The sequence below is a fragment of the Dokdonia sp. R86516 genome (genome assembly GCF_044596715.1).
GTDB lineage: Bacteria > Bacteroidota > Bacteroidia > Flavobacteriales > Flavobacteriaceae > Dokdonia.
Map to the genome: position 1 here is coordinate 1701216 of NZ_CP138998.1, position 19076 is coordinate 1720291.

The window sequence follows — 19076 nt, forward strand, 5'->3', positions numbered from 1 at the left end:
TTTATGATTTTGAAATAATATTACCCTCTTCAAGTTCTATGTGTTGATTACACAAAGCTCTCCAGTCTTTATTGTTGCTCGCTACTATGAGTGCCCATGGTCTTTCTGGGCTGGCAAGGTAAGCCATGATCTCTCTAGCTTGAGTTTCTTCAAAATGCTCTAGAGCATCTTTGAGCAATAACACCTTAGGCTCATGAACAAAAGCTCGTGCCAGTAATATGCGTTTAGAGATTGTATGTGGTATTTTTTGTCCTTCTGGAAACAGCTTTGTTTGTAATCCGTTAGGTTGTGTGCGTACAAATTCTTGTAAACCTACAATTCTAATGACTTCATTCACTCTCGCCGATGAAACCTCTGGGTTGCCAAAACTAATGTTCTCTAAAATGCTTCCTTCAAATGGATTTTGCTCTGGAAGCACCTGACCTATTTTAGAGCGATACGCGTTGGGGCGCATTCCTTTAAAAGAGAAATTATTAACATAGATTCCTCCAGAAGAAGGTTGTATAACACCAGAAAGTAACTTTAACAATGTGGTTTTTCCAGATCCAGATAAGCCTGTTATTAAAATGCGATCACTAGTTTTTAAATTTAAAGTGATGTTATTAAGAATAGTACCTGTCTCAGGAGTGCTATAGCTTACACTATCCATGTAGATATCCATATCCTCATTAACCTCAAAAGGATCTGTACCTTCTTGCGGTTCTAGTTTTTTATCAACTACTTGACCTATTTTTTCAAGAGAAGTAAGTACATCATAAAAACTCTCTAATCCAGAAATAAGCTTCTCAACAGAGCTTATAACTAAGAGTATAATAATCTCAGCCGCTACAAACTGTCCTATATTCATTTGCTGATTAAGAACTAATAAACCACCTATGACTAAAAGCCCTGCAGTAACAAGTACTTTAAAACCTATCATCTGTATAAACTGTAACATCAATACCCTAAAGTGACTTTCTCGTGACTCTAGGTAAGATTGTGTGAGTTGATTATTGCGATTCATGGCAAGTGAAGTACGGCCAGAAAGCTTAAAACTTATAAGTGATCGTGCGATCTCTTGTAACCAGTGTGCTACTTTATACTTACTCTTAGACTCTGCTAGGCTAGTTTCAAGTCCTTTTCTTGCTGTAAACTTGAATACTAAGTACACAAGGATTACTAGGAGGAAACCATAAATGATGAAGAATGGATGGTAAAAAGAAAGTAATATTAAGCCAAAGAAAATCTGTAAGATTGCTGCAGGAAAATCTAATAAGATTTTAGACAATCCCTTTTGAACTGTAAGCGTATCAAAAAAACGATTTGCCAGTTCTGGCGGGTAGTAATTGTCTAGTTCGCTCATTTTTAACTTAGGGAAGCGATATGCAAACTCAAAGGAAGATCGAGTGAAAATCTTTTGCTGTATATTTTCAAGAATACGTACTTGCATTAATTGCAAGATACCTTGAAAGGCTACTCCTAGCGTTACTAGAATAACGAGTACAATCCATGAAGTACTCACTTGAGCACCTTGAATGAGGTTAATAATAGCTTGTATACCTAAAGGTAGTGTGAGCGCTACAAGTCCAGCGAAAATTGCATAAAATAAAATTTGCTTAATATCTCGTCTGTCTAGTTCGAGCATATTTACAAATCGTTGCCAAGGTGTCATTTCTTTCATTGAAAAACGGTGTTTTTCATCTCCATAACAGAGATTTTAGTTTAAATAATATCTTAGTTAATGGCTTTAAATACCATATCTCTATAAAATTTTTCTATTGTATTCTGTCCTTCCTCTACGTTTGTAAGTGCAGGTAGATGCTTAGAAAAATAACGTTGATGGTGTGCTCCTTCTATTACAGTAGAGATAAGCATGTGAGGAAAGGCATAATCTGGATTAATCTCAAGTACAATGTCGCTTATGCGTTGCACAACACGCTTATACGTTTTATAATACCCTTTTGCATTTTCCTTATCGACATCTTTTGTATGGTATGCCTTTGAAGATTCTGAGATGATGATACGATGCAGCAACATCTCATTCACGTAAGAAATTGCACTGTCTTGAGTAGCATCTTTAGTGATGAGCGCTAGTGCACTTCCGAGTTTTACCTCGGGGTCTGAAACATTTGTAGTAGAGAATACAAGTTTATACTCTACCCAGCTCCAGTACCAGCTTGTCAGGTAAACCAGTAATGTGTGTTTACTATCAAAGTATCTATAAATAGAACTTTCATTTGAGCTAATTGCTACACCTAGTTTTTTAAAAGTAAATTTTTCAAAGCCCAGCTCATCAATCATTTCGATACTCTTACTCACGATATTCCGGCCCAGTTCTGTGGTCTCGGGATTACGTGTATACAAGGCGGGGTCAATAGTGATTTGTATATGCAGTTGTTCCATGCAGCAAAGATATGATAGTAATACTATTGCAATAAAAAGTTTAACTATTTATTATGAAAATATAACTATCATCTCGATAAATGTCCTTTGGCGAGACTTTTGGTTTTATTAAATGACGCTTTCGCGAAAGCTAAACTTAAAGAATACTAGGCAAGGTTGATAAATACCTTGTAATCGTCTTCTTACTGAATTTACTGTATAAAGCATTAAGTTCCATTGGTGTGAGTTGGCTATAAATGCTCGAGTGATTGGTAGCCAGATACTTATTGAATTCCTGCTGCTCATTAGATTTTCTACTTGCTTTTCTAAAAATTTTGACCAATTCTTTTTTAGAGATTTGCTTTCCATCCACTTTGTAAACAGATTTTGATTGTTTGCTTTTATTTAAAAATTCTGTGTAACTAAAGCTTTCGTCATCTATCACTTCAATAGTAAATGAAGATAAAGTGGTCGATGGTCTAGAAGAAGATGTTAGCCTATTTCCATTACTAGCGATGTAATCTTGTGAAAATGTCTGGCCAGTAATTAATATGGATAGCAGTGTGATGTATAGTGTTTTCATAGTAAATTTATTTTATAGAATAGTCTGTTAGTGCTATTGTGATTAAAGATTGTACAAAGTTATCGTAAGGTTGCCTGGTATAGTATGGACATACTTCCTAGCCACTTGTACATTTTGTACATTGTCTTAATTTATATTTATGAAGCTCGTATATACATCTATAAAAGAGGATAGCAAACTAGTGCTTACTGACTTTAATTGCGCGCCATCGCAGCAAATGCTTTCAGACAAAGGAATGTATAAAGTGCTATGGGCAAAAGACGCTTCTAGGGATATTGTAATAGGTGGATATACGCTTCGTTTAGAAAAAGGACAGCTTATCTTTTGCACGCCACTCAATGTATTAGAGATTGCACAGAGTGATGGACTACTAGCGCTAGTTTTTAATAGAGAATTTTACTGCATAAGAGAGCACGATGATGAGGTTTCTTGTAACGGCTTTCTTTTTTATGGGTCGTCACAACCGCCAGTAATAACGTTGAGTGATAAGGAGCTCAAAAGTTATGATGCTATGTTTTTAATGATTCAAGAAGAGTTTGAGACACGAGATCATATACAAGGAGAGATGTTGCGAGTACTGCTCAAAAGGTTGCTTATAACTTCTAGCAGGCATATAAAAAGCCAATTGCCAGAACCAGAGGTACCTAGCAATCAGTTTGATTTAGTGAGGCAATATCACATTCTTGTAGAACAACATTTTAGAACCTTGCATAAAGTCTCAGATTATGCAGAGCTGCTCTTTAAATCGCCAAAAACGTTATCCAATCATTTTAAAAATATGGGTGATGCATCACCTCTTAAAGTGATTAATGACCGAATCATTTTAGAAGCAAAGCGTTTACTTCTTTTCTCAGATAAAAATGTTGAAGAAGTCTCCTATGACATTGGATTTAATGACGCTGGTCACTTTTCGAAATTTTTTAAAAAACACACGGGTGTCCCGCCAGGAACTTTTAAAAAGTCAAAAAGCCCACTGTAAAGTGAGCTTTAATTAAAACAATCAACCTAATAACCTATGACTTATCTAATAATGTTACTGCAGGAAAATCTACAGGAATTTTGGTAGTATTATTAATGTAGTTTGAGATAGTTTTATCTCCTACTAATGAGATGGTATCAATAAGATTTTCCTTTGTCCATCCAGCGTTAAAAAAGTTTTCTAAAACCTCTTCACTCGTGTTGCCACGATTTTCTGTGATGTTTTGAGATAGCCTAGCTAGCGCATCTAGCTTGGTGTCAAAAGAAGCTCTTCCAGCTCTTAACTCTAAGATCTGCTCTGGTGTATAACCATTCATACCAGCAATAGCGGTGTGTGCAGAAAGGCAATATTCACAACCATTTACCTCACTCACAGCAAGATTTACAACCTCTTTTTCCTTAGCCTTAAGCGAGCTTGGTGCATTTGCAAAGTCGAGGTAGTTTTTAAGTGCATTGTTTGAGTGTGCGTATGTTGCATATAAGTTTGGTACAAACCCCACTGCTTTTTTAAGATTGTCAAAAATTCCTTGGTTTGTCTCGCTTACTTCTGCTCTTGTAGGTACATTAAATGTGCTCATAATTTTAAATTTTTATAATTAGAATATTATTAGTGTGATGTATTTATATTTTTTCTGCGTCGCAGTAATAGTCGTCGTTAAAGTTGGTCTCGCAATTGGTTTTAAATAGTTGCTTTGAGACGCGATTTGTAGTATTTCTAAAAATCTCAATGAGATTAAAAATGGAGTTGTTTTTTGTTTTCATAATGTTGTTACTCTTTTGGTACACAACAATAGACGAGCAGTTACAAGTAACCTTAATGTGGATACTTCCTCGCTTATGGTATATTATTCCCTTCCTTGAATTAAAAGAGTTTACTTAGGAGCGATTGGATATTTTGTATTTGCATCGCAGTATCCCGCTTTACATTGCAATTCCTCGCGCCTGGCCGTGCCAGACAGCTGCGGGATTTACATTGCAATCGGGACTAGAGACTACTACTATTGCATTACTTGGTAATTTATCGAGGTGCAATAATTATATAATTCTTAACTATAACGAGACTAGCTTTTGCATACCTTCAAGTAATAAATAATGTACTATGAAAATTAATTTTAAAGTATCACCAGATCACGTAAAAACTATCGAAAAGCTTCCAGGCGCTTGGAGTGTGGATGACTATAAGAAGCTGTTGGAGATTATGGATTATGGAGATACTACAGGTATGACGGCTGCAGAGCTTGAAGAAATGGCGCTTCTTTCCCTATCTGATAATGAAACCAACGATGCTGCCGAAATCGTATTAGAATACCTTTTTAAAGACGAACTCAATAAAGGGCAAAGAGAAAACCTATCGCATGAGATGCTTAATGAGCATCCATGGGAAGAATACTCAGACCTGTCTATGCATGAAACATTTTTTAATGCAGGGCAAATTTTATACAAAGCCTACAATGGAAAGTTTCCACACCCTAAAGCGATACATTTTAATGTTACTTTTAGTGTAAAGAGTAGTATGATGCTTGATGTATTTAATGAAGATACAGAAGAGCAAGTTATACGAATACTAGCTCAAGGAATGCCAGAAAACACACTTCTCAAAAGACTTTTTAAAGATGAGTTAGCTCACGGAGGCTTAACTGATGCCGCAAATATTATCTGGCAACTTAAGAAAGTTTCACAAGAAGAAACGGCTATTACATTTGATGTACTAAGTTCAAACCGATGGTTTGAAGATATTAAATATGTAGAGGATTTTGAGGCAACTATTGACTTTGAACAAGAATAAATAGTACTTGCTATCTCAAACAGGAATTTTTTAAGAGGTGCTTGTTAAAAGCTGCACATAAAAAAAAGCTCTCAGTGTTCCTGAGAGCTTTTTTATTATTACATCATCCTTATCAGGATCTAATTTTTTGCTCCCATTTCCAGGCAGAAGCCATGGCTTCATCTAGCGTGCTTTCAGCCTTCCAGCCTAGCACATTATTAGCCTTATCTGTATCTGCATAAGCAGCCGTGACATCACCTTCTCGTTTATCTACAATCTTATATTTAAGAGGTTTATTGGCTACTTTTTCATAAGATTTGATCACTTCTAATACAGAACTACCAGTACCTGTGCCCACATTAAAAACTTCATAATTAGACGTGTTGTTTTCTTTAATGAGCCGTTCTAGCGCAATAACATGTGCCTTTGCAAGATCTACCACATGAATGTAGTCACGTACAGCAGTACCATCTGGAGTAGGGTAGTCATTACCAAAAACAGATAGCTCCTCTCTTAGCCCTATTCCAGTTTGAGTAATAAAAGGAACCAGATTTGCAGGTACTCCTAGTGGTAATTCACCTATCTCTGCAGTAGGGTGTGCCCCTATGGGATTAAAGTATCTCAAAGAGATAGCGTTAAGGTGTGGTTGTATACTACAAATGTCACGTATGATTTCTTCACCTACTTGTTTTGTGTTTCCATAAGGTGAAGCCGCTGGTTTAACAGGTGCATTTTCTGTTATAGGTAACTCGTCTGCCTGACCATATACAGTGCAAGAAGAGCTAAAAATAAATGAAGCCTTCTCCTTTTTTTGTAACTCTTGTAATATGTAAATTAAGGTAACAAGATTATTCTCATAGTATAATAAAGGCTCCTTTACGCTTTCACCCACCGCTTTTGATGCTGCAAAATGAATGACACCCGCGATATCATTATGACGACTAAAAAAGTCTTGTACTTTTGACTTGTCACGCAGATCAAATTCTTCAAAAAGCGGAGTCTTACCTGTAATATTTGATATGCCCTTTAACACCTCTGTTGAGGAATTTGAGCAGTTGTCAATAATTACCACATCGTGTCCAATTTGTTGAAGTTCAACAACTGTGTGTGACCCTATGAAACCTAGACCTCCTGTTACTAAAATTTTCATTCTATAACCTATTTAGATATCTGCTAAAGTAATTGAACTTGTCTGTCCTTTATTAACACTAAGTACTTAATGATGCCACTTCCAATTTTTGCGAAAGCGGATATCTACCATATTTAAAAAATGAGGTAGGTGCTTAATACCAGTAATACGATTAATGCGCCTACGATGTATGCATATTTCCACGGAGTAGTATCTATCGCTTCTGTTTGCTTAGGTACGTAAATATCTGTTTTAGGTTTTATAGCGCCTACTATGAGCATGATAATCACATTTACCACAAATAAAATTCCCATAATATGTAAAAAATGAGGGAATGCCTCCGCTTTTATGATTGCGAGTTGTGCAGCATCTGTTATGCCATTTGCATCTGCCTCTGCAAGGGCGGTTGCTTGATAGCTAGGTCTCATAAATATGGTACATACGTACATAATTACCCCAGCTATTAAAACAATTTTTGCACCGATGGCGGGCACTTTTTTTGTTACAATACCTACAAGTACTACTGCAAGAATAGGAACACTAAGACTTCCTAAGGCTTGCTGGATGTAATCAAATAACCCTGCAGGTGCATTTGCAATAAACGGAGCAATTATCATTGCGATAATAGCAACAACAACTCCAAAAAGCTTTCCAGCCTTTACCGCTTTATGCTCTGAAGCATCGCGGTTAAAGAATTTTTTATACAGATCAAACCCAAATAGCGTTGCACTACTATTTAATAAACTATTAAAAGAACTAAGTACAGCTCCAAATAAAACAGCCGCAAAAAAACCAACAAGCGCTGGAGGTAGCACCTCTTTTACAAGTTCTGGATAAGCTTTATCTGCAGAGCTTAAATCCCCTTCAAACAGGTGCCAAGCTATGATACCTGGTAATACTACAATTACTGGTATTAAAAACTTTACAAAGGCCGCTAGCATCATCCCTTTTTGCCCTTCTTTAAGGCTTTTTGCTCCAAAAACACGTTGTAAAATAGCTTGATTTGTTCCCCAGTAATACATCTGCGCAATCATCATACCTGTAAAAATAGTCCCTACAGGAATAGATGATGTTACATCTCCAGTTACATCAAATTTATCTTGATTTTCTGTCCATAACTCGTTTAGACCAGCACCTACACTACCATCACCTATCATTTTGAGACCAAAATATGGGATTAGTAATCCTCCTATTAATAGACCAACGGCATTTACTAAGTCTGAAACGGCTACTGCTTTGAGACCTCCAAAAATCGCATATATAATTCCTATAACACCTATTGTCCACACACAAAGCCAGATTACTGCTCCTTCAGACATGCCTAATAAAGTAGGTAAGTCAAACATAGTGCTGAAGGCGAGAGATCCAGAGTAGAGGATAGTAGGTAATAATACAATACTAAAAGCGATAAGAAATAATACAGAGAGAATAGCTTTTGTGTTTTCATCAAAGCGTTCTTCTATAAATTCTGGAATCGTGGTGATTCCTTTGTGCATATATTTTGGTAAGAAATAAACCGCAGTAATCACCATTGCGATTGCTGCTAGTGTTTCCCACGCCATTACAAGTATCCCTTCTGAGAAAGCCTGACCGTTAAGCCCAACAATTTGCTCTGCAGAGAGGTTTGTAAGTAATAGTGATCCTGCAATTGTGAGTGCGCCTAGACTTCTGCCACCTAGGTAGTAACCGTCTGCACTTTTTTCATCAGTACCACGTGTTTTCCACCAAGCGTATCCTGCTACAAGTAAAGTAAATCCAAGAAATGAAATGAGTCCCATGTAATTAGGTATTTATTAATATAACGTGTAAAATATGACTTTTTAATATAATATTATGAGTTCTATTACGAACCTTTTTTACGATATCGTTTTCGCTAGTGTGTTAGTTTGAAATGTTTTTGAGCGTTTGTGTTATTCAAATTCTTCTTCATAGTATTCACTAGCATCTTTTAAGAGAATATGGAGATATTCATTTTCTTGTACTACTCTTTTCTCATCCCAGCCTAAGTATCGTATCATGTCCTCTTGTACAAGGTCACGATATTGATGCACAGAGTATATGTCAAAATATAATCTACCCGTACGTCTCACAAAAAAGTCAGCTAGACTGTTTGTCATTTCATGATGTATGCTGTACCATACCTCTGCGCGTATTAAGCGCTCTTCTGGATTTTCATTTAAGAAATAACTCATCTTATCAATGATGGTGTCACTCTGCTTCCCGTATGTAGTTGCTAGGTACCAACTTTGATACTCATCTACTATACCTACCTCTTCAAGGCGCTTTTTAATCTCTTGTTGGTAAATATCAACTTCTGCTGTATTATTTAAAGGCTCAGAAGTAAGAGGTATTTTTTCAGTATGCGATTTTACCAGATGGGCTTTCTTCTTTTCTGGTACATCTTTAAGTACGCGATCTATAACCCTTTGCGCCATTTTACGATATCCAGTAAGTTTACCTCCAGCAATAGAAATCAATCCTGTTTCAGATACAAAAATTTCATCTTTACGACTCAATTCAGAAGGGTCCTTGCCATCTTCATGTATAAGTGGTCTTAGTCCAGCCCAGTTAGACTCTATATCGTCTATAGTGAGATTAACACTTGGAAACATATTATTGGTCGCATCTAGTAGGTAGATTGCATCATCTTGAGTGGCGACTACGCGGTTGAGGTTCCCGTTATAGTTGGTGTCTGTTGTTCCTACGTATGTAGACCTGCCGCGAGGGATGGCAAAAATCATACGACCATCTGGTACATCAAAATAAACAGATTGAGTTAATGGAAAACGCTCTCTAGAAAAAACAATGTGAACCCCTTTTGTGAGATGTAAATACTTATTATTCATGGAGTGGTCTTTTTTCCTTAAAAGATCCACCCATGGTCCTGCAGCAGACACATAGTGCTGTGATTTTAATTTGAAGCTCCTTTGTGTATTGTGATCATAACATTGTAAGCTTTTTATCTTTCCTTGCTCATCGTACTTAAAGGTTTTCATCTCGCAGTAGTTAATAATAGTAGCGCCGTAGCTGGCAGCCTTTTTTAATAACTCTACGGTAAGTCGTGCATCATCTGTGCGATACTCTGCATAATAACCACCACCCACTAGTTGATTTTTGTTAAGTAAAGGTTCTCTAGAAGCAGTTTCTTCTGCGCTAAGCATTTTACGTTTATCATCGCCTTCTACGTTGGCAAGAAAGTCATAGACTTTTAAGCCTATTGCCGTCATCATTTTTCCGTAGGTGCCACCTTCTATAAGTGGAAGTAGCATTTTTTCTGGTACAACAAGGTGAGGAGCTAGGGTGTGTACTATGGCTCTTTCACTACCTGATTCTTGAACAAGTCCTATTTCCATTTGCTTAAGGTAACGCAGTCCACCGTGAATAAGCTTTGTAGATTTATTACTTGTTCCAGAAGCAAAATCATTCTTTTCTATAAGACATACATTCATACCACGAGAAGACGCATCAAGTGCAATCCCTGCTCCGGTAACTCCACCTCCTATAACAATAAGATCAAATTTTTCTTTTTGAGCACGGCTTATCTGGCGCTGCCTGTCTAGCACAGAGAAGCGCATAGGTGTTTCTTCTTGTGTGGTGAGCATCTGGTTTGTAGTGCTCTTTGTGCGTGCTACGGCATTTTTCCAGCTTGTGTATTTCTTGTTGCGCTCATACTCAGTGATCGTTGGTTCAAAAATGGAATCTACTTGACGTATTTTAGAAATATCTTTTTTGTTCCAAATACCAACTTGAATTCCAGCTAAAAATGCAGCTCCCAGTGCAGTGACTTCTAGCATCTCTGGACGATCTACAGCAATGTTAAGAATGTCTGATTGAAATTGCATGAGATAATTATTTGCAGTGGCTCCACCATCTACTCTTAGCGCTTTCATTTGCTTGCCAGAATCTTCAATCATTGCATCGAGAACATCTCGTGTTTGATAGGCAATCGAATCTACGGTAGCTTTTATGATATCGTCTTTTCCTGAGTCTAGTGTTAGTCCATAAATTGCTCCTTTTGCATCCATGTCCCAGTAAGGAGCTCCTAACCCTGCAAAAGCAGGAACTACATATAAATCATCTGTAGCTGCTGTATTCATACAGATATCTTCTGTGTCTCTTGCATGATCTATGAGGTCAAGTTTATCCCGTAACCATTGTACAGATGCGCCTCCCGCAAATATGGAACCTTCTAGAGCATATTTAACTTTACCACTAGGTAAGCTGGCACATAAGGTAGTAAGCAATCCATTTTTTGAAGTAACAGGTTTTTTTCCAGTATTCATGAGTAGAAAACAACCGGTACCGTAGGTGTTTTTAGCTATTCCAGATTTGTAACCTCCCTGACCAAAGAGCGACGCTTGTTGATCTCCAGCAACTCCACAAATAGGAATGCTGTGACCATCTAGTACTATGTTTCCAAAATTTGAGGCGCTATGTTGAACCTTAGGTAACATAGACGCTGGAATGTTTAATGCTTCTAGCATCTTTTCATCCCATTTGAGGTCTATAATATTGTAGAGTAGCGTTCGGCTGGCATTAGAGTGATCTGTTGCATGTACAGTACCATTGGTGAATTTCCAAATAAGCCAAGTATCTATAGTTCCAAAAAGTAAGTCGCCTTGTTGCGCTTTCGCGAAAGCGTCATCTACATTATCTAAGATCCACTTGACCTTAGTTCCTGAGAAGTAGGAATCTATAATGAGTCCCGTATTCTTATTCACATATTCTTCTAGATCTTGAGATTTTAATTGCTCACAGATATTTTTAGTACGCTTATCGAGCCATACAATAGCATTATATATAGGTTTTCCAGTATTCTTATCCCAGACTACGGTAGTCTCTCGCTGGTTAGTAATACCTATCGCAGCAATCTCGTCTATAGATATATCAGACGTTTCGATAACCTCTTTGAAGGTAGCTTGCTGTGCTTCAAAAATCTCTATAGGATCGTGTTCTACCCAGCCGTGTTGCGGATAATGTTGTTTAAGTTCCTTTTGGGCAATGTTTTTTATGGTTCCTTGATGGTCAAATATGATAGCTCTAGTACTCGTTGTGCCTTGATCAAATGCAATAATATATTTCTTTTCCATAGAGAGAAGCTTCATTAATGAAGTCGCCTAAAGTTAAGAATTACATCTTTAATTGATCTAGAGTTAATATTTAGAAAATCAAAAGTTATCTCTATTGAGAATCTTTGGGGTTAATTTTCTAAGAGATTTAATATTCGCTCCATTTTCATGCCTCTAGAACCCTTTATAAGTACGGTTGCTCCGGTTGGAATTTTGTTTGAGTACGCTTTCGCGAAAGCATTATAATCCTCATAAACCTCTTGGTTCAAATGAGGGGCCGAATCGCCAAAATCTGTACCTATGGCATGTACTTGGTCAATCTTAAGATTACTAGCTAAGTCTAACATAGCTTGATGCTCGACTTTTGAGGTGGCACCTACTTCAAACATATTACCTATGAATGCAATGGTCGTGGTGTTTGTAGCCTTTAAATTTTCTAAAGCTGCCGCCATGCTCGTAGGGTTTGCGTTGTAGGCGTCAAGAATAATACTATAATTATCTTTATTTATAATTTGAGAGCGATTATTTGCAGGTATGTATTTTTCAATTCCTGACTTAACCTGATCAATAGATAGGTCAAAATAGGTGCCCATTGCAATAGCAACAGCAATATTTGTATAGTTATAGATACCTATGAGTTGGCTATTGATAGTGGTTTTCTTAAACAATAGTTTGAGGTTCTCAGATCCATCTACTAAACTGATAGGGTAGTTGCTTTCTGTAGAGCCAAATGTTTGTAAAGTAATGCCATTAGATTTTTCCACTTGCAGTTGGTCTGTGTCGTTTATAAAAGCCATTTCCTCGTGATCTCTAAGATAATTATAAAGCTCACTTTTGCCTTTTATAACACCTTCAAACCCTCCAAAACCTTCGAGGTGTGCCTTTCCAAAGTTTGTGATATAGCCAAAGTTAGGTTGGGCAATCTCGCATAGCATGGCAATTTCTCCTTGATGGTTTGCGCCCATTTCTACAATTCCTAAATCTGTAGTAGTATCCATAGATAAGAGTGTAAGTGGCACTCCTATGTGGTTATTAAGATTTCCTTTAGTAGCTACAGTCACATATTTTTCAGAAAGTACTGAGTTTATAAGCTCCTTTGTAGTGGTTTTGCCATTGCTTCCAGTTAATCCTATAATAGGTAGGTTAAGGTATTTACGATGGTAATTTGCTAGTTGTTGTAATGTTTTAAGAGCATCGTCTACCAGCACAGTATAATCAGCTTCATATTCTTTTTCATCTATCACTGCGAGTCTAGCGCCATCTAGTAATGCTTGTTTTGCAAACTTGTTACCATTGAAATTATCTCCCTTCAAAGAGATGTAAATCTGATTTTCTTGTAAAGTTCTGGTGTCAGTACAAACACCGTTACTGTTTAAAAAATGGAAGTGTAGCTCTGCAATGGTCATAATGATAGTAAAATTTTAATATGAAAAAAGCCCTCACAAGAGGGCTTTTAAAAATACTGTAAAAAGAGAATGTTATCTAGCTCTTTTTCCTTTTTTAGATTTTGATCCCACTCTTGACATAGCACAACGGAAACCAATATCATCTGATGCCATTCCTTGTGGAAGGAATCTTCTCTGTGCTGGATCTAACCAGTATGCTCTATCTCTCCAAGAACCTCCTTTATAAACACGTACTTCGTCGTTTACTAGCGATGTTCTGTTGTTAGATTCGTCATAGCGACGCTCCATATTTCCTTCTTCATCTCTCTCCACTTTATGTTGTGGAGCGTTGTACATTTTTTTACCTGAGTCTGGATTGTCTACATCTTCATTAAAAGATTCAAAATATCTTGTAGATCTTCTGTCACCATCTCTAAAGTTACGGTTGTCACTTGTAGAGAATTGTGTTCTAAGGTAAGTCTCATCTTCATCTACTGGTACTTGCAGTATTTCTCCAGGTAAATCTCTAGCGACAATGCTTCCATTTGCTAGTGTGTCATATACGATAGAATCTACAGTAACGATTTTTACCTTACCATCTTCACCTATTGCATTTTTGGTGTAAACGTTACCTCTGTAGTAGTTAAAGTCGTTAAACTCATCATCTACAATAGGGCGATAAACATCTGCTACCCACTCAGAAACGTTTCCGGCCATATCGTAAAGTCCAAAATCGTTAGGTTCGTAAGTTTTTACTTCAGCGGTAATATCTGCGTTATCATCAGACCATCCTGCGATACCACCATAATCTCCATCTGCTTGTTTAAAATTTGCTAAATGATCTCCACGCGTGCGACGATCTGAAGATCTAGTATAAGATCCATCCCAAGGATATTTCTTACGACCACGGTATACATTGTAGCTTCTTAATTCAGTTAGGCCAAGAGCTGCATATTCCCACTCTGCCTCTGTAGGTAGTCTGTACTTAGGAAGAAGTATTCCATCTGTACGCTGTACAAATATGTTCGTACTATCATTTTGTTTCATGCGGCGCTCACTAGAACGACCACCTCTTGCAAGACTATCGCTTCCACCATAGGTAAGTGTAGGAGCATTTAAGTAAGTTTCTGTGTCAAACGTTGAGCCAGCATCTACATCAAAACGAGCACCTCTTGCAGTATAACCTTGCTCTTCAAGGATAAGCTCATTAACTCTGTTTGATCTCCAGTTTGCATACTCTACTGCCTGTATCCAGCTTACACCTACTACTGGGTAGTTTGCATATGCAGGGTGACGCAGGTAGTTTTCTGTCATAGTTTCATTAAAACCAAGACGGTTTCTCCATACTAAAGTATCAGGTAGTGCACCTTTGTAAATATTGCGGTAATTTTCTTCTTCTGGAGGAAATACTTTCTTTAAGTAATCTAGGTATTCTAGATACATACCGTTAGTAACCTCAGTTTCATCTATGTAAAAAGATTGGACGTGTTGCTGGTTTGGAGAGTTATTCCAGTCATGCATTACATCATCTTGTACTTTACCCATGGTAAAAGTACCTCCTTCTACAAACACAAGTCCAGGTCCAGTGGCTTGCTCTTCGTAGTCTGTTTTAAGCTTAAATCCTCCGTTTTTACCGTCGACTTTCCAGCCTGTTCCTCTAGAGCTGTCTTTGTAATCGTTTGATTTGCTACAACTTGAGACTGTAATCGAAATCACGGCAAGTGCCAGCATTTTTAATGCAAAGTGTAGTTTCATAGGTAATTATGTTCAAATGTATTTGGGGTTGCAAGATAGTAATAACTCGTTAAAGTGCAAGCATTTTGCTATGGCGAGCCCAAAAAAAAGTTCGATTCTTATGGTTAACTCATTAGTAACGGCGCTATTTATTCTTTATTATTGTTTACAGTAAAAAAACTACACTATTACTATAAGTTAATAATAAGCCGTACAGGCTTTCGTTATCCTACTAATGAAAACTTTTCTCTCTTTTTTTTTAATTTTTATAACGATTTGTACATCTGCACAATCAGAGCAAATGATTATAAACTGGGAAGCTGCTTTAAAAATCACTCAAGAAGGCAGCTCTCTAGAAGTAATGAATCTTGTGGTGAGTGAGAGAGGTGAGTATACGTATAGTATGCAGTGGGATGCTAGAAATGTGATTGATCCCCAATCTTCAAAATTTATAAATATAAGATTTGAGCCTGTTCCTCAGTCTTGGCTCAATGCGATTGATAAAAAGCAACTATCCTCAGAAGTGAGTTATCAATTTTACACATCTAAAGCTCGCAATCAGAATTATGGTGTATTAGAGATCACGCCTTTTGTAAAAAAGAATGGCCAGATCATGAGGGTGGTTTCTGGTGATGTGATATTCGCTTTCGCGAAAGCGCAACAATTCCAACGAGCACCGCTTGTGATAAGTAATTCATTATTAGCTACTGGAGACTACTATAAATTTTACGTTGAAGAGTCTGGTATACATACTATTGATAGAGTTTTTTTGCAGAGTTTAGGGGTCGATGTTAATGGAATTAATCCTGAGCAGATAAAAGTGTATGGTTACGGAGGTTCTCCTTTGCCATTACGCAATAGTGATAATGAGAATTTTGATCTTAGAGAAATTCCTATTCAAGTGTTGGGAGGAGGCGATGGAACTTTTGATAATGATGATCGCATACTCTTTTATGGGGAAAGTACAAGAAAATATCATGAAGAGTTAGATACTCATATAAATCCATACGAGGATAGATCATATTACTACATAACAACTAGTGGGGCAAATGGACAGCGCGTACGTCCTTATGCAGAGCCATCTGGAGTTGAGATTGTAACTTATGATACCTATAAAGAGTATCAGTTTCATGAGGAGGATGAGGTAAGCTTAGTTAAAATAGGTAGGCGCTGGTTTGGAGAGCGCTTTAGTTTTGAGAATGAGCAGTCTTTTGATTTTGATTTTGAAAATGCATTGCTTGGACAAACAGCCATTTTGAGAGTTGAAGTGGCCGCTACATCAGAAAGTGTAACATCTTTTGATGTGCTTGTAAATGGTGCTTCTGTAGGGTCTGTAAATATTCTTGCCATTAATGATATTGTACTAGCTAGAGGCGCCTCTCTTAATGTAGAGGTGCCTGTTTCAAGTAGTGAGATGGTGGTGACGTTAGTTTATGATAATAATGGTAACCCGTCTAGTGTGGGATACCTTGATTTTATAAGTCTCGACGTAGACTCACGCTTAAGTGGTACTGGAAAACAATTTACGTTTAGAAATCCAGATGCAGGCATGCAGTCAGGAGTGGGTGCGTATTCATTGAGTAATATGCAAGATTATACTCAAATCTGGGATGTAACAAATCAAACCGAAATAAGAGCTTTGGAGCTAGATGGGGAGCAGAATGTCTCTTTCAAAAGTTTGCTAGGTACAGAAAAATCATTTGTGGCAGTTCACCCATCTGATTACTTGATGCCTTTTCGCGAAAGCGGAAATACGCAGTTAGCTAATCAAAATTTGAAAGGAACTATTTTCCAAAACAATAGTGGTGATTTTGAAGATGTAGATTACTTAATGATTACAGGTAGTGCCTTGTTGTCTCAAGCGGAAAGACTAGCGCAACATAATAGAAATTTTAGAGGACTCAATGTAAAGACAGTTACACTTGAGCAAATTTATAATGAATTTGGTGGAGGTAAGGCAGATATAGGGGCGATTAGAAACTTCATAAAATATGTCTATGATAATGCATCCTCAGATGCTGGACGATTAAAATATGTATGCCTTTTTGGTGATACTTCTGTAGATTATAAAGACCGAATTACGGGGAATAATAATGTGATGCCTACCTATCAAACCTTTGATAGTTTTAGTCTAGTGCGTTCATTCATGAGTGATGATTTTTATGGCTCATTAGATCCATCTGAAGGTACAATGATTGCGTCAGATAAGTTAGACGTGGCCGTGGGGCGTATTGTTGCAGACTCGCCGAGTCTAGCCTCTACGGTGGTTGATAAAATCATTAATTATGATGCTCGCGAGTCGTATGGACGCTGGCGTAATAATTTTGTGTTAGTGTCTGATGATGTGGATGAGGTTTTTGAATTTGCTCAGTTGCAAGGAACTTTAGATAATCTGGGAGATCAAATTAGTGTAGAGAAACCTTTTGTAAATGTTATAAAAATACATAGTGATGCGTTTCAACAGCAATCATCTGCTGGGGGAGACAGATATCCTCAAGTAAACGAAGCTATTGAAAATGCCGTTGAGGTAGGTTCGCTTGTAGTGACATATCTAGGTCATGGAGGGGAAGAACTTCTCGCGGCCGAAGCTATAGTGACACAAAACGAAATTGACAACCTAGATAATGGCGCACGTTTGCCGCTTGTGGTAACTGTTACGTGTGAGTTTGGAAAGTTTGACAATCCTGAACGTCCTACAGGAGGAGAAGCCTTGTTTTGGAATGCCGATGGTGGGGCGGTAGGTCTTGTAACAACTACGAGAGAAATCACGGTGACTCTTGGGGTTAATTTTAATAACTCATTAGTAGAGCAGCTATTTTCCTTTGGTACAAACGAAGTAAAAAGTGTAGCCGAGAATATTAGAGCCTCAAAAAATGGAATATCAGATCCGCTACGTAGGGTAATTTTCTTTGTAGGTGATCCAGCGATGAAGCTTGCATTCCCTAAGCCAGACATACAACTATCTGCGATTAATGATGTGCCAGTAGGGGCTGAGCTTCCTGTGTTAAAGGCGCTTGACCTAGTTAAGGTAAATGGTCGGGTTACTTCGCAAGGAGGTCAGACGCTTGCAGATTATAATGGTACACTAGCAGTTACTTTATATGATAAACGTATAGATAGGCAGACGCTGGGTAATGATGGTGTGGTAATAGGTGGAGAGCTCGCAATTATGGATTTTACAACGCTAGGTGCTATTCTTTATAGAGGGCAGGCATCTGTGACAAACGGTAATTTTGAATTTACATTTAGAATGCCACGAGATACCGCAATACCACTAGGTAATGGTCGGCTTAATTTCTATTCAGAACGATTAGGGGTATTAGAAGATCAAACGGGCGTAGATGAAACTATAATTATAGGAGGTCTTAATGAGAATGCACCAGAAGATAACCTAGGCCCTAGAATTAAGTTGTTTATGAATGATGAAAACTTTGTAAACGGAGGCATCACAAACGACTTACCTATTATACTTGCAAAGCTAGAAGATGAAAACGGGATCAATACTGCTAGTGGTATAGGTCATGATATTGTGGCAATAATAGATGGCGATGAGACCAATCCTATTATAATGAATGACTTTTATGAGACAGATGTAGATGACTTTATGAAAGGTACTGCTGCTCGTAAGATTAGAAACTTAGAGCCTGGACCACATACCTTGTCATTCAAGGCATGGGATGTGTATAATAATTCATCTACGGCAGAGCTGCAGTTTGTGGTTTTGGGAGATGAAGAGTTAGAGCTGGAAAATGTACTTAACTATCCTAATCCATTTGTTAATTATACAGAATTTTGGTTCAATCATAATCGCCCTTTTGAACCTCTTGATGTACAGGTTCAAATTTTTACCGTAAGCGGTAAAGTGGTAAAAATCATTAATCAAACAGTTGTTACAGAAGGTTTCTTGTCACGTTCAATAACGTGGGATGGTCTTGATGATTTTGGTCAGGCTATAGGAAAAGGTGTGTATGTATATAAGATAACTGTTAAATCCACGTTAACTAACAAGCGAGTGGAGAAAATAGAGAAGCTCGTGATCCTCTAATCATAATCATAGAAAAGTCTATATTTG

Annotated in this window: 13 protein-coding genes; 3 read left to right on the forward strand and 10 right to left on the reverse strand. The window is 37.5% G+C overall.

The genetic code is table 11. The features are described from left to right. Position 1: 1 nt before the first annotated feature. The 3 genes from SJY23_RS07765 to SJY23_RS07775 form a co-directional block, all read right to left on the reverse strand. Positions 2 to 1660 carry a peptidase domain-containing ABC transporter gene (locus tag SJY23_RS07765; protein WP_396595909.1) on the reverse strand — a complete coding sequence of 553 codons (1659 nt, stop codon included), beginning with the start codon at positions 1658 to 1660 and terminating at the stop codon, positions 2 to 4. Between the two features lie 53 nt (positions 1661 to 1713). After that, positions 1714 to 2382, reverse strand: coding sequence for a TetR/AcrR family transcriptional regulator (locus tag SJY23_RS07770; RefSeq protein WP_035334494.1), 669 nt, complete (start codon positions 2380 to 2382; stop codon positions 1714 to 1716). 136 nt (positions 2383 to 2518) lie between these two features. Beyond that, on the reverse strand, positions 2519 to 2944 hold the full coding sequence (locus SJY23_RS07775) for a hypothetical protein (RefSeq protein ID WP_396595910.1): 426 nt from the start codon (positions 2942 to 2944) through the stop codon (positions 2519 to 2521). Between the two features lie 139 nt (positions 2945 to 3083). Between SJY23_RS07775 and SJY23_RS07780 the strand changes: the two genes are divergently transcribed. Beyond that, the gene (locus tag SJY23_RS07780; protein ID WP_396595911.1) at positions 3084 to 3923 is read left to right on the forward strand and encodes a helix-turn-helix domain-containing protein; all 840 of its coding nucleotides are present in this window, start codon (positions 3084 to 3086) and stop codon (positions 3921 to 3923) included. A gap of 34 nt (positions 3924 to 3957) precedes the next feature. Here the strand turns inward: SJY23_RS07780 and SJY23_RS07785 are convergent, their stop codons facing one another. Both SJY23_RS07785 and SJY23_RS07790 read right to left on the reverse strand, forming a co-directional pair. After that, a complete protein-coding gene (locus SJY23_RS07785) occupies positions 3958 to 4500 on the reverse strand; it encodes a carboxymuconolactone decarboxylase family protein (protein ID WP_396595912.1) in 543 nt (180 codons plus the stop codon). 43 nt (positions 4501 to 4543) lie between these two features. Further along, entirely contained in the window at positions 4544 to 4684 is a 141-nt protein-coding gene (locus tag SJY23_RS07790) for a hypothetical protein (protein ID WP_225969325.1), read from the reverse strand. Positions 4685 to 5021: 337 nt separating this feature from the next. On the opposite strand from SJY23_RS07790, the gene SJY23_RS07795 reads away from it, so the two are divergent. Then, positions 5022 to 5708 (forward strand): hypothetical protein, encoded by a 687-nt coding sequence (locus SJY23_RS07795; protein ID WP_396595913.1) that lies wholly within the window; start codon positions 5022 to 5024, stop codon positions 5706 to 5708. 112 nt (positions 5709 to 5820) lie between these two features. Here SJY23_RS07795 and galE read toward each other — a convergent pair whose 3' ends face one another. The 5 genes from galE to gldJ all read right to left on the reverse strand — a co-directional run bounded on the left by galE (position 5821) and on the right by gldJ (position 15025). After that, entirely contained in the window at positions 5821 to 6837 is a 1017-nt protein-coding gene (gene galE / locus SJY23_RS07800) for a UDP-glucose 4-epimerase GalE (RefSeq protein ID WP_396595914.1), read from the reverse strand. A 113-nt stretch (positions 6838 to 6950) separates the two neighbouring features. Continuing rightward, positions 6951 to 8594 (reverse strand): solute:sodium symporter family transporter, encoded by a 1644-nt coding sequence (locus SJY23_RS07805; RefSeq protein ID WP_298326913.1) that lies wholly within the window; start codon positions 8592 to 8594, stop codon positions 6951 to 6953. A 132-nt stretch (positions 8595 to 8726) separates the two neighbouring features. Continuing rightward, the gene (gene glpK / locus SJY23_RS07810) at positions 8727 to 11906 is read right to left on the reverse strand and encodes a glycerol kinase GlpK (RefSeq protein ID WP_396595915.1); all 3180 of its coding nucleotides are present in this window, start codon (positions 11904 to 11906) and stop codon (positions 8727 to 8729) included. A 110-nt stretch (positions 11907 to 12016) separates the two neighbouring features. Continuing rightward, complete coding sequence (gene murF / locus SJY23_RS07815) at positions 12017 to 13291, reverse strand: UDP-N-acetylmuramoyl-tripeptide--D-alanyl-D-alanine ligase (RefSeq protein ID WP_396595916.1); 1275 nt, start codon at positions 13289 to 13291, stop codon at positions 12017 to 12019. Between the two features lie 72 nt (positions 13292 to 13363). Then, the gene (gene gldJ, locus SJY23_RS07820; RefSeq protein ID WP_035334488.1) at positions 13364 to 15025 is read right to left on the reverse strand and encodes a gliding motility lipoprotein GldJ; all 1662 of its coding nucleotides are present in this window, start codon (positions 15023 to 15025) and stop codon (positions 13364 to 13366) included. A gap of 280 nt (positions 15026 to 15305) precedes the next feature. Here gldJ and porU point away from each other — a divergent pair, with 280 nt between their 5' ends. Then, positions 15306 to 19049: a type IX secretion system sortase PorU gene (gene porU, locus SJY23_RS07825; protein WP_396595917.1), complete on the forward strand. Its 3744-nt coding sequence runs from the start codon at positions 15306 to 15308 to the stop codon at positions 19047 to 19049. The last annotated feature ends 27 nt before the right edge of the window (positions 19050 to 19076 follow it).

What these genes read in the sequence shown, in the direction of transcription:
- galE (WP_396595914.1), bottom strand. Translation starts at nt 6,837, where the DNA reads ATGAAAATTTTAGTAACAGGAGGTCTAGGTTTCATAGGGTCACACACA.
- porU (WP_396595917.1), top strand. Translation starts at nt 15,306, where the DNA reads ATGATTATAAACTGGGAAGCTGCTTTAAAAATCACTCAAGAAGGCAGC.
- SJY23_RS07780 (WP_396595911.1), top strand. Translation starts at nt 3,084, where the DNA reads ATGAAGCTCGTATATACATCTATAAAAGAGGATAGCAAACTAGTGCTT.
- SJY23_RS07785 (WP_396595912.1), bottom strand. Translation starts at nt 4,500, where the DNA reads ATGAGCACATTTAATGTACCTACAAGAGCAGAAGTAAGCGAGACAAAC.
- SJY23_RS07770 (WP_035334494.1), bottom strand. Translation starts at nt 2,382, where the DNA reads ATGGAACAACTGCATATACAAATCACTATTGACCCCGCCTTGTATACA.
- glpK (WP_396595915.1), bottom strand. Translation starts at nt 11,906, where the DNA reads ATGGAAAAGAAATATATTATTGCATTTGATCAAGGCACAACGAGTACT.
- SJY23_RS07765 (WP_396595909.1), bottom strand. Translation starts at nt 1,660, where the DNA reads ATGAAAGAAATGACACCTTGGCAACGATTTGTAAATATGCTCGAACTA.
- SJY23_RS07805 (WP_298326913.1), bottom strand. Translation starts at nt 8,594, where the DNA reads ATGGGACTCATTTCATTTCTTGGATTTACTTTACTTGTAGCAGGATAC.
- SJY23_RS07795 (WP_396595913.1), top strand. Translation starts at nt 5,022, where the DNA reads ATGAAAATTAATTTTAAAGTATCACCAGATCACGTAAAAACTATCGAA.
- gldJ (WP_035334488.1), bottom strand. Translation starts at nt 15,025, where the DNA reads ATGAAACTACACTTTGCATTAAAAATGCTGGCACTTGCCGTGATTTCG.
- SJY23_RS07775 (WP_396595910.1), bottom strand. Translation starts at nt 2,944, where the DNA reads ATGAAAACACTATACATCACACTGCTATCCATATTAATTACTGGCCAG.
- murF (WP_396595916.1), bottom strand. Translation starts at nt 13,291, where the DNA reads ATGACCATTGCAGAGCTACACTTCCATTTTTTAAACAGTAACGGTGTT.
- SJY23_RS07790 (WP_225969325.1), bottom strand. Translation starts at nt 4,684, where the DNA reads ATGAAAACAAAAAACAACTCCATTTTTAATCTCATTGAGATTTTTAGA.